Source organism: Paenibacillus sp. V4I7 (assembly GCF_030817275.1).
Lineage (GTDB): Bacteria > Bacillota > Bacilli > Paenibacillales > NBRC-103111 > Paenibacillus_E.
Map to the genome: position 1 here is coordinate 7,557,808 of NZ_JAUSZD010000002.1, position 15,186 is coordinate 7,572,993.

General features: G+C 46.9%; 15 protein-coding genes and 2 riboswitches. Of the genes, 7 read left to right on the forward strand and 8 right to left on the reverse strand.

Features of this window, described 5'->3' with window-relative positions; translation table 11 throughout:
- The first annotated feature begins 90 nt into the window (after positions 1-90).
- The 3 genes from QFZ80_RS35325 to QFZ80_RS35335 all read left to right on the forward strand — a co-directional run bounded on the left by QFZ80_RS35325 (position 91) and on the right by QFZ80_RS35335 (position 3,980).
- The gene (locus QFZ80_RS35325) at positions 91-1,806 is read left to right on the forward strand and encodes an ABC transporter ATP-binding protein (protein ID WP_307550571.1); all 1,716 of its coding nucleotides are present in this window, start codon (positions 91-93) and stop codon (positions 1,804-1,806) included.
- Between the two features lie 144 nt (positions 1,807-1,950).
- Positions 1,951-3,021, forward strand: a complete 1,071-nt coding sequence (locus QFZ80_RS35330) for an ABC transporter permease subunit (protein WP_307550569.1) — start codon at positions 1,951-1,953, stop codon at positions 3,019-3,021.
- A 2-nt stretch (positions 3,022-3,023) separates the two neighbouring features.
- On the forward strand, positions 3,024-3,980 hold the full coding sequence (locus tag QFZ80_RS35335) for a hypothetical protein (RefSeq protein ID WP_307550568.1): 957 nt from the start codon (positions 3,024-3,026) through the stop codon (positions 3,978-3,980).
- A 59-nt stretch (positions 3,981-4,039) separates the two neighbouring features.
- Here QFZ80_RS35335 and QFZ80_RS35340 read toward each other — a convergent pair whose 3' ends face one another.
- Entirely contained in the window at positions 4,040-4,615 is a 576-nt protein-coding gene (locus QFZ80_RS35340) for a hypothetical protein (RefSeq protein ID WP_307550567.1), read from the reverse strand.
- A gap of 198 nt (positions 4,616-4,813) precedes the next feature.
- Here QFZ80_RS35340 and QFZ80_RS35345 point away from each other — a divergent pair, with 198 nt between their 5' ends.
- On the forward strand, positions 4,814-5,707 hold the full coding sequence (locus QFZ80_RS35345; protein ID WP_307563358.1) for a methyltransferase domain-containing protein: 894 nt from the start codon (positions 4,814-4,816) through the stop codon (positions 5,705-5,707).
- A gap of 161 nt (positions 5,708-5,868) precedes the next feature.
- On the opposite strand, the gene QFZ80_RS35350 is transcribed toward QFZ80_RS35345, so the two are convergent.
- Complete coding sequence (locus QFZ80_RS35350; RefSeq protein ID WP_307550564.1) at positions 5,869-6,063, reverse strand: hypothetical protein; 195 nt, start codon at positions 6,061-6,063, stop codon at positions 5,869-5,871.
- Positions 6,064-6,118: 55 nt separating this feature from the next.
- Positions 6,119-6,394 (reverse strand): hypothetical protein, encoded by a 276-nt coding sequence (locus tag QFZ80_RS35355; protein ID WP_307563360.1) that lies wholly within the window; start codon positions 6,392-6,394, stop codon positions 6,119-6,121.
- A gap of 188 nt (positions 6,395-6,582) precedes the next feature.
- On the opposite strand from QFZ80_RS35355, the gene QFZ80_RS35360 reads away from it, so the two are divergent.
- Complete coding sequence (locus QFZ80_RS35360; RefSeq protein WP_307563362.1) at positions 6,583-7,080, forward strand: DinB family protein; 498 nt, start codon at positions 6,583-6,585, stop codon at positions 7,078-7,080.
- Positions 7,071-7,520: a YdeI/OmpD-associated family protein gene (locus tag QFZ80_RS35365; RefSeq protein WP_307550557.1), complete on the forward strand. Its 450-nt coding sequence runs from the start codon at positions 7,071-7,073 to the stop codon at positions 7,518-7,520. The genes QFZ80_RS35360 and QFZ80_RS35365 overlap by 10 nt, the downstream gene beginning before the upstream one ends.
- Before the next feature lie 18 nt (positions 7,521-7,538).
- Here QFZ80_RS35365 and sugE read toward each other — a convergent pair whose 3' ends face one another.
- From sugE to QFZ80_RS35385, 4 genes are all read right to left on the reverse strand, one after another.
- Complete coding sequence (sugE, locus tag QFZ80_RS35370) at positions 7,539-7,859, reverse strand: quaternary ammonium compound efflux SMR transporter SugE (RefSeq protein ID WP_307563364.1); 321 nt, start codon at positions 7,857-7,859, stop codon at positions 7,539-7,541.
- A gap of 87 nt (positions 7,860-7,946) precedes the next feature.
- Positions 7,947-8,049, reverse strand: a riboswitch (guanidine-I (ykkC/yxkD leader).
- Positions 8,050-8,171: 122 nt separating this feature from the next.
- On the reverse strand, positions 8,172-8,648 hold the full coding sequence (locus QFZ80_RS35375) for a C40 family peptidase (protein ID WP_307550554.1): 477 nt from the start codon (positions 8,646-8,648) through the stop codon (positions 8,172-8,174).
- A gap of 3 nt (positions 8,649-8,651) precedes the next feature.
- Positions 8,652-8,790: riboswitch (cyclic di-AMP (ydaO/yuaA leader) on the reverse strand.
- A gap of 166 nt (positions 8,791-8,956) precedes the next feature.
- On the reverse strand, positions 8,957-9,775 hold the full coding sequence (locus QFZ80_RS35380; RefSeq protein ID WP_307550553.1) for a hypothetical protein: 819 nt from the start codon (positions 9,773-9,775) through the stop codon (positions 8,957-8,959).
- Between the two features lie 112 nt (positions 9,776-9,887).
- Positions 9,888-11,888 carry a M1 family metallopeptidase gene (locus QFZ80_RS35385; protein WP_307550552.1) on the reverse strand — a complete coding sequence of 667 codons (2,001 nt, stop codon included), beginning with the start codon at positions 11,886-11,888 and terminating at the stop codon, positions 9,888-9,890.
- Between the two features lie 354 nt (positions 11,889-12,242).
- Here QFZ80_RS35385 and QFZ80_RS35390 point away from each other — a divergent pair, with 354 nt between their 5' ends.
- Positions 12,243-12,734, forward strand: coding sequence for a YwhD family protein (locus QFZ80_RS35390; protein WP_307550551.1), 492 nt, complete (start codon positions 12,243-12,245; stop codon positions 12,732-12,734).
- Between the two features lie 172 nt (positions 12,735-12,906).
- Here QFZ80_RS35390 and QFZ80_RS35395 read toward each other — a convergent pair whose 3' ends face one another.
- Entirely contained in the window at positions 12,907-15,009 is a 2,103-nt protein-coding gene (locus QFZ80_RS35395) for a transglycosylase domain-containing protein (RefSeq protein WP_307550549.1), read from the reverse strand.
- Positions 15,010-15,186: the final 177 nt, after the last annotated feature.

Sequence of the window (15,186 nt, forward strand, 5' to 3'; positions counted from 1 at the left end):
AGCTGTCCTCCGACAATCGCCTATTTTCTAGGAGACTTCCAGCTTGCAGATCCTATCAGGTATAATAGGCGAAGGAAGGTGGAGATACATGTGTTAAAACGCTTTTTTTCGTATTATCGGCCCTATAAGCACTTATTTATTTTGGATTTTATCTGTGCGGTCGTGGCTGGGCTCCTAGAACTAGGTTTCCCACTTGCTGTTAATCAGGTCGTCGATAAATTGCTTCCTGCCGGGAATTGGATTTGGATTCTTTGGGCTTGCGCGGGTTTGCTTGCTGTCTACGGACTCAACACGGTGCTAAATTTCATAGTCACGTATTGGGGGCATAAGCTAGGGATTAATATCGAGACGGATATGCGGAAAAAGATGTTCGATCATCTGCAGAAGCTTTCATTCCGGTTCTATGACAATAACAAAACGGGTCAATTGATGTCCCGTATGGCAAACGATCTACTTGAGATTGGTGAAGTTGCGCATCATGGTCCTGAGGACTTGTTCATTGCAGTAATGACCCTGATCGGTGCACTTCTGCTTATGCTTCATATTAATATGAAGTTAGCGCTCTTAACCTTCGTTATCGTCCCATTCTTGCTATGGATAGCGGTGTATTTTAACCAAAAAATGACGAAAACGTTCCGTCGAATGATGGGCGACCTCGCCGATATTAACGCAAGAGTCGAAGACAATATTGGCGGGATTCGTGTTGTTCAAGCTTTCGCAAATGAGTCCTATGAGAAGAAACTGTTTGAGGATAACAATGGACGGTTCCGGTTGACGAAACTGATTTCCTATAAAATCATGGCGTGGAATGTCTCGCTGAGCTACATTTTGATGCGTCTGGTAACGGTCTTTGTCCTTATTTGCGGCACATGGTTCGTGATTGACAAGCAGATTAGCTATGGGGAATTTATTGCATTCGTTCTCTTAACGAACGTTTTCCTCGGTCCCATTCAGAAAATCAATAATGTCATTGAGAGCTACCCCAAGGGAATTGCTGGCTTTAAACGGTATGTTGAAGTTATTGATACGGAGCCTGAGGTAGCTGATCTGCCGAACGCAGTGAAGGTTAGTCATCTAGATGGCCAAATTACGTTCGACTCGGTGTCATTCGGCTACGGAGATGAAGCCCGAGTATTGAATGATATCAGCTTATCTATTCGAGCAGGGGAAACCGTTGCTTTCGTAGGTCCTTCGGGCGCAGGGAAGACTACGATCTGCAGCTTGCTGCCTCGATTCTACGATGTGAGTGCCGGCAGCATTTCCATTGATGGACTCGATATTCGCAGCATCCAGCTGGAGTCGCTGCGCCGTCAGATCGGCATCGTGCAGCAGGATGTGTTCCTGTTCTCCGGCACCTTGCGGGAGAACATCGCGTACGGCAAGCTTGGCGCGACGGATGAGGAAATCTGGGATGCTGCGCGGCGCGCGCAGCTGCAGGGTTATATTCAGACGCAGCCGAAGGGGCTGGATACGGTTGTCGGTGAGCGCGGCGTCAAGCTCTCAGGCGGTCAGAAGCAGCGCCTCGCGATCGCGCGGATGTTTTTGAAGAATCCGCCGATTCTCATCCTCGATGAGGCGACATCGGCACTCGACACGGAGACAGAGGCGGCGATTCAGCAGTCGCTCTCCGAGCTGTCGCGTGGCCGCACGACGCTAGTCATTGCCCACCGGCTGGCGACGATCAAGAATGCCGACCGTATCGTCGTCGTGACAGAGCAAGGCATTACCGAGCAAGGCGGACATGAGGAGCTCATCGCTGTAGGCGGTGTGTATAGCCGCTTACACCAAGCACAGTTCAGCTCTTGAGCCGGGCTGCAGTAAGCTAGCTTAGGCTAGTTTGCTGCAGCCTCTTTTTATTCCCAAAGATAGGATAGAACTTCCAAATGAATCGTGATAAACTATGGAAATGGTTATCTACCGACGGTGAATAATAGAACGAGGTGACGATAGGTGAAGTCGATATTTCGGTGGTTGTTGCTTGGGGTATTTACACTCGTGTGCATCTTCTTTCTGAGCAATTTCCGTAACGCCTTCTTATCTACGCAGCCGGATCAGATTCGGATCGCAATAGGTCCGGATACGAGCATCCAGAAAATAAGTGAGCAGTTGCCTGGCAGTCAAGTTCTAAATGATAAAGCTGGCTTACTGTCTGTTCCTTATGGAAAGTCGTGGGACTATATCGGAAAGACAATGACGATCAAAGGCATATTTCGAGCGACCACTGTGCCTCTCGAGCATCCCATTATTTCCTGGCGTTATTACGGTTACTCGCTGAAAGAGCAAATCAAAGGTTTCGCTCATGGTGACTTTGGCAAATTCCGCAATCCTTTCAATAGGAAAGAGGTTGCTGTTCTTGGGGAGCTCCCCAAGATGCTTCTTCGCACATGCACTTATTTCATTCCTGGTTTACTGCTCGCGATTGTGCTTAGTGTGCTCTTTGCGATGATAGCATCCATGTTTCGCCGATTAGGTGCCTTAATGGATGGTACACATGCCTTGCTTGTTGGCTTGCCTGATTTTTTCTTAATCGTTCTCATCCAATTGGGTGCGATCTATGCGACGAAATATTTGGGGCACTTTGTGCTGCTTATTGTTCAAGTCGGTGATAAGACGCCGTTCCTCATCCCGTTTCTCACGATCGCGCTGATTCCCTCGGTCACTATCTACGGTACCCTTCGCATTGCGATCGCACGTGAGCTTGGACAGGACTATGTCGTTACGGCACTAGCTAAAGGGTTAACCCGCAGAGAGGTGCTGATCTCTCACGTTATGCGAAATGTAATGGCTGATTTGCTGGCGATCTTGCCCAAAGCAACAACACTGGCACTGGCCAGTATGGCGGTTGCGGAAGCCATTTGCGGAATTTCCGGTTTGGGAGGCTTTATCGTCTCGCCAGCTTTACAGAATGTCTCCTCCATGTCGGCTATCTGTATGGCACTTGCGCTAGTCGCTATGGCTTTTCATGTGTTATACGCACTCCTACGTAAGAAGTTTATTGTTCGGACAGGGGAGGTGGCTTGACGATGATGAAACGCTCATCAACTGCTTACTACTGTTCGATTGCACTCATCGTACTCATCCTGCTTGTGATGATATTCGGCACATGGCTGATGCCCCATGGGATTACACCGGATGACAAGATTAATATGCTCCAATATCAAGAAGACGGCAAAACGAGATACAGTATTCCTCCATACGCGCCGAACAGCACCTTCCTCCTGGGCACCGACCATAGGGGCTTTGATGTGCTGAGTTTATTGCTGAATGGGTTGAAATATACATTGGGCACGGCGCTAGCGTTAACCTTGTTTCGCTTTGTTTTTGCTCTGCCATGGGGATTGTGGAGCGGAACCTCGGGCAAAGGATGGGGCATTCTTCGCTCCATGCAGTGGGTCGTTTCCTCTATGCCTGCGTTTATTTTCTTGTTCCCGCCTTTAGCGGGCATGTACTTTGGGCTGCGGCTCGATCAGGGGTTGAAGGCAGACCCGCATTACCAGCTGCTGTTCACGGTTACTTTCGTTAGCCTAGTCACATTCATTGGGATATTCCCATTAGCCCATCAGGTGGCAGATCGGACACGTTATTATAATGAACGACTATATATTGAAGCTTCTCGTTTGATGGGCGGTTCTGTGTTCCATCGAACGATGCGGCACTTGGTTCCGTGTATGAGAAATGAAATGTTGTTCATTTTCCTTAGCGAATTCATGCAGGTGCTCTTCTTGTTAGGGCAGTTGGCTGTTTTTAACATTGTACTTGGCGGGATTGAGACAATTGGTGATAGCGATGCCGGCTATTCCATCGCCATCACAACATCGGGTGAATGGTTATCGCTAATCGCCTATGGCTCAAGATACATTAGACTGCATCCATGGATTATTCTGAGTGCAGGCACCAGCTTCGCAGGACTATTCCTAGCGCTGCAGTTTTTCTTGAATCAGCTCAAACGACGCTACGGAAGTGAACGTCAATTGATGTAAGCAAGCAAAAAGGTCGGGTTCCATCCTAAAGATGGGCTCCCGACCTTTTTCCATGTGAATTATCGCAATGAGCTGAGTTGGATGTCCAATCTAGCAGCAACGCCTGCAGGCGCAGCGTCACTACGAGGTCCACCAAAGTTAAAAGCGACGATGACGATGTCATTACGGCCGCGTCTCAAGAACCGACGTATGTTGAAGGTACGACCAGTGTTGTAGAATGGAGGGGTATTTTGTGGTGCATCATAGACCAGCGGCACACCATTGATGATCACTACAGCGTAATTGTCGACCGACAAGAAGAGGGATGCGGCGAGAATGGCTCTCCGCTGAGAGAGCGAGAATCGTGTCGAAATGACGGCATTCTCAGCGCTCAGATTGCCGGAGTACCACACATAGTTGGCGTTAGTAACCGGTACCCATGCTGGATTACGGGGAATAATCTGGGCGTTGAACCAAGAGTTATCGGTTCCGATCGAAATTGTACGCTGGCTCAGGAAGCGGCCTGCTCCTAGTCTGTTGTGCTTTCTCAATTGAGCGTGGTACAGCAGCATAGCCTTCGTTTTCGGTAGGCCTGCACTTTTGGGAAGTTTAACAATTTTACTCGGTCTACCTGCGATACGTTGTTTCTTAATCATCTAACCATCTCCTATCAAAATATGAATTTACTTACAAAGTATTCTATGTTTGATAGAGAGATTTGCGAGGGTTAATAGCTGATAGAGTTCTAAAAAAGGTTGCCCTAATTTTTATTTATCATGAAAACGTAAATTTAATGTTACAATAACACATATTATATGTTAAAATAATAAAAAATTATGAGGGGGAAACCTAACGTGGATGACAAAAACGACAAAACTAAGAGACTCTCTGTTTACTTACCGGAGAAAGTAAAGTCGGATCTGGAGCAAATGGCTGACGAAACAGGCTTGTCAATGACACAGTTAATTGTGATGGCCACGCATGGCCTTCTAGCCAACTACTCCGCACAGGGTGGAGCTATTTTCGCTGATTTATTGGCAGCCAGACAACGAATTCTCCACGAAGTGAAGGATAAGCATCAGCTTTTAAACGAAGAAAAAGTGAAAATGCAAGAATACTACGGTGCTCGAGCGGAGGAGTATGAATGGATTTATCACCGAGAGGACGCTGGGTTCCAACAAGAGCTTGGTCTTTTGAGCGAAATGGTGAAGAAGCAGGTGGAGAGGCGCAACGTTCTTGAGATAGCTTGTGGAACCGGGTATTGGACCGAAATTGCCGCGGGCACTGCGAAGCGCATCGTAGGTGTTGATATTCGTCCTGAAGTGCTGCAAATTGCTAAGTCTAAGCCGTGGCCAGCATCGAATGCAGCATTTGTTCAGGGGGACGCGTACCAGCTCTCCGATGTGAACGGGGTTTTCGACTTTGGTCTTGCCAACTTCTGGTTTTCGCATATTCCGAAGAATCGGATTGAGTCATTTCTGCAGAGTTTCCACCAACGTTTAGGCACAGGTGCTCGCGTCTTTATCGCCGATAATGTTTACGTACCGGGAAGAGGCGGAGAGCTGATAACGAAAGAACATAGTGAGGATACCTACAAAAGACGCGAGCTGGCTGATGGATCCATGCATGAAATTATCAAAAACTACTACTCGTATGAAGAGCTGAACGACATTTTTAAGCCTTTATCTCAACATTTGCAAATATTTGTTGGAAACAGCTTCTGGTATGTTAGCTACACAGTTGCTTGAAATAGAGAAAGTTTATTGGTAGCAATTACTCACGATATACATTAGACAAGCAAAAAAAGCTTAGTCAAAGCCCTGAGGCTGCATTCTGACTAAGCTTTTTTCCGTATGAGATTCCGAATAGCACAATGAGTTCCTCATTTAAATGCATATCGCCAATCTAATTATTTATTATTTTCATCTTCATTTTGTCGTCTTTTCATTACATTATTCACTAAGTTCTGAGTTGCGTCTTGCGTGGATGCCGTTACGTTTTCAATGGCGTTCTGTACATAATTCGTTGCTGATTGAACCCCGTTTTTAAAGATACTCGTTTTATTTACATCAACTTTATTCAGGTTATTCGTATTGTCAGACATCGTTCCAACCTCCAATGATAGATTCTAAATGTAATATTTGAACTGTCGGTTGACCTTATCTATCCATCTCATCGTCTTCCGTAGTCACGTTTAACTCCTGCTCGGCATCCATCTCAACAGCGGCGTCGAATACGTTCGCCTTCGGCACCTGAGTTATATCTTCCTTTTGCTGCACCCAATAACCGACGTTACGATACCAGTACTGAAACGAATCGTCCAATTGCTGCTCTCGGTTACGATCCTCGTTAACATCGGAGTCCACTTCTATCTCATTTCCGAGAAGCCCGTCATTGCGATTCTGTTTTCGATTGATATCATCCGATGTATCCATGTTGAATTTCCCTCCTAAACATTTTTATCCTGTTGAATTGACTCCGTAATAACGTTAGTTACAATCCGAACCTTACATCATAACGCCCCTCCATCCTTGTATGGATTAATCTGCATAGATAGGGTCCGATTTATTCAAAAAAGTATGGTATAATATCCCATAAATTGCGATCTAAAGGAGTGAGAACGATGGAACATTATTTGTTCAAACAGCTGGCCTTCGTGAGGGCTCAAACCTTAAAATTGATGGAGGGGGTATCGGAGGAAACCGCCGACCGGATCCCGGAAGGGTTTCGGAATACGATCCGCTGGCAGCTGGGGCACATATATGTGGTATTGGAAAGAATAGCATTTCAATATATAGGGCTTCCGCTTCATTTGCCAGAAGGATTCAAAGAGCAATTTGAGAATGGCACTTCACCATTGAACGTTCCGAATTTCGTTGACATCCCGACCTTACAAGAGTTGGAGACCTTATTGAAAGGGCAGCAAGAGCGAATACGTGAGGGACTGAGGGACCACTTGCAGGAAAAGGTTGTTCAACCTTACACGACGTCGGCCGGAATGACCTTGGAAACGCCGGAACAGTTCCTCAGCTTTAGCTTGTACCATGAAGGCATGCACATGAGTGTCATTAAACTTTATAAAATTTTGTTATCCAAGGGGGAGCAATCGAAATGGGGGTAACATTCACCACTTCCGTTATGCAAGCACAGGGTAAAAACGCCACTGGAATTTCCATTCCAGCTGAGGTCATAGCTGCGCTCAGTGGACATAAGAAGCCAAGTGTCACGGTGAGCTTGAACGGTTACACCTATCGCAGCACTGTTGCAGTTATGGGGAATGAGTTCCTCCTTCCATTGAGTGCAGCCCACAGAGAAGCGTCTGGCTTGAAGGCCGGTGACCAGGTAGAGGTTATACTCAACCTTGATCTGGAGCCTCGAACCGTTGAGATTCCGGATGACCTTAGGGCGGCATTGTCTTCTCAGGAGGGTGCAATCGAGGCCTTTGAAGCATTGGCATTCTCGAAGCGGAAAGAATTTGTCCGGCAGGTGGACGATGCCAAAACGCAAGATACCAGGCATCGTCGAATCTTAGGAATCGTCACCAAACTGAGCGTTACGTGACGCAGTTTTTCGGACTTCCTAATGTCCAGAAGTAAATTTAAGACCGAGAACGCCAACTAAGATCAGAATCATGAATAAGATCCTTATTAAACTAATGGGTTCATCGAGAAAAAGGGTGCCGATTATAATCGCACCGACAGCACCAATTCCGGTCCAAGCCGCGTAAGCTGTGCCGATGGGGAGGGTTTTCGTGGCTACCGCTAGAAAATAGAAACTTACAATCATCCCTGCGATCGTGACGCTGGAAGGAACTAAACGTGTAAAACCATTAGAAAATTTCAATGAGATCGCCCATACTACCTCAAATACACCTGCAATGACGAGATATAACCATGCCATGATGAATCACTCCTCTTAAATTTGTTATACGACCTATTTAGCCGCAAAAAAAGGAAAAAGCCTGGAAGTTATATCGCTAAGCGATATGACTCCCGGGCTTTTTCCCCTCCGTGACCACAGCGTATTCGCTGCGTGTTTCCCCTCGGACCAGTCTGGCATTGAACGCCACGGAACCCTAGAAAACAATATGCAGTTATTATAGAACGGCTAACATGCGATGTCAAGTTACAAGATTAGTAAATGAATAAAAGCCCTGAAAGCTGCTCTTTCGAGCGGGGCTTGTCCGGGCTTTATTCATGAATCGTACAAGAATTACTTGGATTCAGCAGTTAATTGGTTGTAGATATCATCCCACAGAACACGTCGAGCTGATACATACCGCTTCGCGTAATAAGATTGGCTTAATTTGTTTTTCACTATACCTTCATTGGATGCAGAGTGAATGAATTCACCGTCTCCAAGGTAGATACCAACGTGAGAAATACCTTTGCCACCGCTTGTGTCAAAGAACACAAGATCACCTTTGCGAAGATCCTTTTTGTCAATCCAGTAGCCTTCTTTATTCTGAGATGATGAGCTATGCGGAAGGTCAATGCCGAATTTGTCGAAAACGTATGCGGTGAAACCAGAGCAATCAAAGCCTCTTGTTGTCGTTCCCGCATCTCTGTACGGAATTCCGAGCAATCCGTCAACCGTTTCATCCAAAGTGGATTGTGACGCAGACACACTTCCTAAACTTACACTCAAAAACAAAACAAGACTAAAAACAAGAGCAACAATCTTTTTCAACTGCTTGTCTCCTTCCGGTGCCTACGAGGTTAGCTGGAGGGTTCGGTTGAAGGTTCCCTATGATCCCTGTCTTGCAAGATCAATTCACCCGGTGTGGTTCCCCCGTTTCCCCAAGAAATGGGGAATTCGGCATGAAATATTTGGTTTTTTGATGCTAATCCTTGTAATTCGTCATAAACATCGAAATTCCTCCTTTTCTACGCATTTTGTCTTAAAAATATGTCAATAGTTCGGAAAAGAGACAAAAAAAAGCCCCTTTTGCAAGGGGATAAACCAATATAAGCCAATTAAGCTTATTTTATTTGTTTTTAGCTGTCCATTTTGGCAGATAGAAGCTGATATTGGGAGGTTATGGCCCACATTTGGATGAAAATGTGGAAAAGCGGGAAGAGCTGATAAATGATTAGCGCTACCAGACCTGCCCATATGTACGTTGCTGTGACTGTGACCCCTGCCAATAGTCCCGAGGTGAGTAGGAGGATGAGTGCAAGCCCGATAATAGGAAGGAAACTGCGAACGAAAGTGATGACAGTGGACAAAATGCCAAGTTTAGCGGAAATTGCGAACTGTACGTACATAAAAAGCAGATGTAAGAGAAAGCCATAGACGAGCAAGCCGAGAAGCCAAGGCAGCAATTGGAGGGCGGCTTGCTCATACGAAGTGGTATGTGCGAATTGCTTTTGCGCTTTAGGAAACAGCCATATGAGTGGCAGCAAGGAAAGCGAGATTCGAACGACATAAGCAATGAGGAATGGGAGCATAAGCTCCTTGATGCCTCGGATAAAGCGATAGCCGGCATTTTGCTGGGAATGGGTCAGCGAGTAGTAGACGCCGCTATTCAACATTGGGGTGAGCAGCATGCGAACAACAAGCAAAGCAGCCAGCCACCAAAGGTAGGAATGGCTAAGATCGGTTTTGACCAATTGGAACTGTCCTTCAGCTAGAAATAGCTGCAGCGCTTGCTTCGGCTGCTCGCCACCTGGATAGCGGTGCATGAGAGGGACGAGAACACCCTGTACAAGCTTATACAGCAGGATGCCCCAGCCCATCTGATACAGGAACAAGACGATCGTGGCGAAAGGTTGCCGTAAAGCCGCCCTGAAGCCAGACTTGATATAAGTTGCCACAGTTGTCCCTCCTAAGAGTTTTGCTTTAGCAAAACTGGCATCGAAAGCATAATCTGAGTTTTCCGTAGGAAAACTTACTTCGTAAGCATTGGATAAGCCTAGCCGCTTACGCTTACCAGGCGACCCAGCCGAATATGGCTTGCAGGAATTGAATGAGACCGAGATTTAGGCGGATTTTCCACTTGGTATCCACTTGCGTTTGCATAAAATTATTAATATGTTTATTTTCCAGCACGAGCGAGTAATTGGGATCAATTCGAACCCAGTCTACAGGAGTCTTGTGGGTTAGTTTGAATTCGATACTGCTTTCTTTACCATCCCATGTTTTATCTAGTACAGTGCCGTCAGAGAAATGGAACTGGATCGGTACCTCGGGTGAATTACCGCCTCGTTTGGAGATGAGAACGGCACTTTCGTAGGACTCTGCCCCTTTGCTGCCCACGGATTTGACGCGAATGCTCTCCACGGTGTAATCCATCATCATGGCGCCGTATACATATTGGTTAAAGAAATCATCCCACTTCGTTTTGGTCACTTCTTCGACAACGTTCTGAAAGTCCTTTGTAGAAGGGTGTTTAAATTCCCAACGTTGGAAATAAGTGCGCATAATGCGATCCATTGTTTTGCTGCCAACCTGCTTCTCAATGGCTTTAAGCACGAGCTTTCCTCGTGTGTACACATTCTCAGCGTATTGATCATGTCCCGTATAGGCCCACGAGTTCTGCTGCAGGGTATTTGGAGATGTAATGAAGCTTGACTCTACAGGTAAATTTGGGGACACTCCGTACTCTGCTTCCATAACTTTATCCTCTGCATAGGAGGTAAAGCCCTCATCCAGCCATGCTTCTTCGAATTCATTGCTAGCTACGAGTCCATAAAAGAACTGATGTCCAATCTCGTGAACAACGACACGTTCTAGCTCTAGATCTGGTTTCTTGTCGCTAGCATCCCACGACGTTACCAAAGTTGGATATTCCATACCGCCCACACCGTTGCCTCCTGGGGGAGGTACGACAATCGAAAGGGTTGAATAAGGATACGATCCGTACCATTGGCTGTAGCGGGAAAGCGCCTTTTTGGCAGCGTACATATAGCGGTCCTTCAAGTCCTGATGATTGGGATCGAGATAAAGCTTGATCTTGACCCCGGGTATTTGTGCGGTCGAGTAGGGTTCTTCCACATAAACGAAATGTGGCGATGCTGCCCAAGCGAAGTCATGCACATCATCCGCATAAAATTGGTACGTCTTTATCCCGTTGTCGGTCACAGCAGGCTTAACCGGGAAACCGGTAGCTGCTACGATGTAGTTCGCCGGCACTTGAATTTTCACGTCATACATCCCGAAATCGGCATAAAATTCCGAATTTCCATGGTATTGGTGGAGATTCCACCCCGGCTCTGTACGTCCTCTTGTTCCAACCCGTTCATAGGCAGCAACTTTAGGGAACCATTGTCCGGCCATGACGAAGTCATCCACATAGCCCATTCTTGCGAAGGCGGCAGGCAGTTTGACGAGGAATTCCGTCTTGATCGTGACTTGCTCCCCGGCTCCTACCGGTTTAGGCAGCGGGATTTTGAGCAGCGTGTGATCGTCCTTATTGCCGTCATCGGGCTGCACGAACGCCATGCGCATACTGAGATCCTCTCCGTCAACCGTTTTCACAGAAAGCAACTTCATCCAGCCACTACTGTCTGCCTTGGCTTCATCTTCACGCAGCTTTCCACCTGATTCACGCATAAACGTCGTTTTCTTTGAGGCAAATGCATTGGGATACAGATGGAGGTAAAGCTCTTGCACAGGAACGGTTCCCGGATTTTCCCAAGTCAACGTTTGCTGCCCATTAAGCTGCCTCGTTTCGGGCGTATAAGCAACGTTCATGTGATATTCCGCAATACGATAGCTAAGCGCTGTTGGCGCTTGCTTCTCTAATGGCTTGGCGCTATCTGCAGGCTGCATGTCCGGCGCCGGAGCAGACTTTTCATCCTTAGAGACGACTGGAACGGCCCATTTACTTGCAGATGGGAGCAAATTTTCAGACAGCAGGACGGTGCCTGCTGCAAGGAGCATGACAACGAACCATTGAACCTTGCGGTTTTTGAATAGAACACTCATGATATCCACCCCGCCTAAACAAGCATCTACAGCATGTATATGTAGACAACCTAGGGAATATTTCTGAGCTTGGAAAAGAATTGTTAGAAGGAGGGGGAACGAAGTGGTTAATCAATGAGTCTATAAGGTATAAGGGGTGTTGAAGCGATGAATAAATTTCGAAAAGTGATCGTTGGATGCTTTTATAGATGAAAGAGCAGTCGGCAGTATCACGGTGGAAGTGATGTAGTAAAGACAGTAACGAGAAATAGTCCTTCCACATTAACAGCAACCAGCCCTTGTTCTGGAGGATGACTTTAGCTACAATGAAAGCAAAGCGTCATTTTAACATTACGAAGAGTGGAAGGTGCCCTCATGGAAGCGGATAAAAAGAAGCTAGCCTTAAATATAGTAAGTTCCAAAGTGAACCATAAAGGATTCGGTGCCGGAGCGATCGATCTAAGCAACGTATCTGGTGTCATTATTGACGGGGATGAAGCCTACCTGGACGAAGGTACACTTCATGCCAAAAGTAAGATCGAAAAAGGCATTAAATTCTCAACGAACAAAGAAGATGTGCCAAATGGCCGTAAAGCTTGGATCGTTTGGGTCGCAGTCGACCGTACGGAAGAAGGAGCTTACTACGCTGGTATGACAGCATGCGAAATGCTAGTTGACACCGAAGCGCGCAGAGGATGGAAAATTCTAGCCGAGCACGTGAACAAAATGGATGCTGCAATGAAGCGTAAATTCATCTTCGACGGCTTGGATGACAAGGAGCGGGCGCTGCTCAAAAATCAGCTGATCGCGCACAACGAGGAGTGGTGGAATCGCTCAGATCAAGCATTGAAAGATGCACTTTCATAAGCGATCAAACACACAAATAGAGATTATGAACATTATGTGTCATCCATTGTTACGTTTGGGTGAACCGAGTATACTAGACCCTAGTGTATGTTACCTCATATACTAGGACAGCAAAAAGGCAGACTAAGACGCGCTTAGTTCTGCCTTTTTGTGTTCTCTGGAAACAGGTGGATCAGTCGTTCCACCAGCGTTTGATATCATTCCACCAAGAGCCGTTTTGGCCTTTTGGGGTACCCTTTGGATCATCGTTCGAAGCTGGCTTCGCAGGTTTGCCTGTGCAGAATGTTGTCGGCTCCGTGCCAACCAGGAAAGCCTCCATATGCGAGTTCGGACAATCTTCATTGGACAGCTTGCCGCTCACCGGATCTATATAGACACTTGTTACTCCATCAGGAATCGGGAACAACTTAGGTGGTATCGCCTCTAACGTTTGTTCCGTGAACTCCGCGAAAATCGGAGAAGCCAAGTGAGACTCAACCGTCGAAATATCCCTACTCTTGTCATAGCCGACCCATACGGCAGTTGCGAGCTCCGGTGTGAAGCCAACCAGCCACGCATCGGTGTCGGTCGTACCGGTTTTGCCGGCTATCGGACGTTTAATCGTACTGGCTACGCGGTTACCGGTTCCGCCCTCTTCGAACACGCTCTCCATCAGATTCGTCATTACATAGGCGACAGCTGGATCAAGCACTGGCTCCGCTTGCGGGCTCACTTCATATAAGATTTGACCGTTCGCATCCTCAATACGCACAATCGCCGTCGTCTCCTGATGAACGCCTTGATTCGCAATCGTACCGAACGCAGACGCCATTTCGAGAGGGCTTACGGGGAAGGACCCTAAAGCCAATGACGGCAGCGGCTTCATCGGAGATGCAATACCAAGCTTGCGGGCCAGCTCGATAACCTTCGCAGGACCGACATCCAGAATCGTATGCACCGCATAGATGTTATCCGATTTCGAAATCGCCTGCCGCATATCAATATTGGCATTGGCATACTGATCGTTAAAGTTTCTAGGTGTGTACTGTTGACGGCCTTCATCGTAGGTGAACACCGTCGGCTCACTTTTTACCTGTGTCACGGGTGTATAGCCATTTTGCAGAGCAACCATATAGACGATTGGTTTAAAAGAGGACCCTGGCTGTCTCGTATTCGAGAGTGCACGGTTGAACTGATTCTCGGAATAGTCGCGGCCGCCGACCATCGCTTTAATTTCTCCCGTCCTTGGGTCGATTGCCACGAGTGCGGCTTGAAGGTCTGCTTTACCCGTCAGCTGTTTCGTAATCACGGTCTCGGCAATCTGCTGAGTATTTTTATCCAGTGTTGTGAAGATACGAATACCGCCCTGATCGAACTGTTCCTCCGGTATGCCCAGCTTATCCGTTGCTAGTGCTCGTACATAATCCCGGAAGTAGGGGGCTGCTGCTGGCTTTTTCTTTGTAAGCGGCTGTATCGTCAGCTTCTCTTTGCCTGCGGCGTCAGCGGCGCTTTGTGTAATGAAGCCACTGCGCACCATCGTCTGCAGCACCACCTTTTGCCGATCCATCGCATTATTCAGATCATAATACGGCGAGTAGTAGCGTGGACCTTTGGGGACACCAGCGATCATCGCGCTTTCCGCCAACGTTAATTCACTGGCATGCTTGCCGAAGAAAAGTTCGGAAGCCGTTTCAATCCCATACGTCGAATGACCGTAGTAGATCTGATTCAAATAATTCGCCAGAATTTCATCTTTGGTCAGCTGCATTTCCATTTGCACAGCGAACACGGTTTCCTTGATTTTACGCGACCAAGTCCGATCATGGTTTAAATATAAATTCCGAGCTAATTGTTGAGTTATCGTTCCTGCACCTTGCACCTTGGCCATGGCTTGTACATTGACAACAGCTGCCCTTGCTACTGCCTTCACATCTACACCGAAATGATCATAGAAATGCTGATCCTCCACAGCGAGCGTTGCTTTAATGAGATAAGGCGATATTTCATTCAGTGAGACGACCTGTCGATTTTGCCCGGAATAAAAGGTGTCGATTAGTTCGCCATGTGTATCGTACATTTGGGAGGTTTGCAGCATTTTGGTGACGGGCAGTGTTTGAGCACGCAAATAGACGAGACTGCCAGCGGCCACGATGAGGAGCAGAACGCAGGAAGTGAATAGGAATGAGAACATTTTCTTGATACGACGCATCCAGCGCATAGACGCAGGTACCTCTTTATCCCTAGGTGCTTGTGGTGTGCCTGTAGATGGCTGACGATGGTTCTCGTTCTCGGACATCTCTTCTTACCTCCTTTCTCCATGCTCTAAGGCATTACTATCCAGTATGGAAAAGCATGGCAGTCCGTATTCAACGAATTGTAAATATTTTTTGTTAAATGTTTAAAAACCCTAGGAAAATATTGCATTTTGGGGGTAATGAACTATAATACAATTTGTGCGTATGAAGGGTCTTGA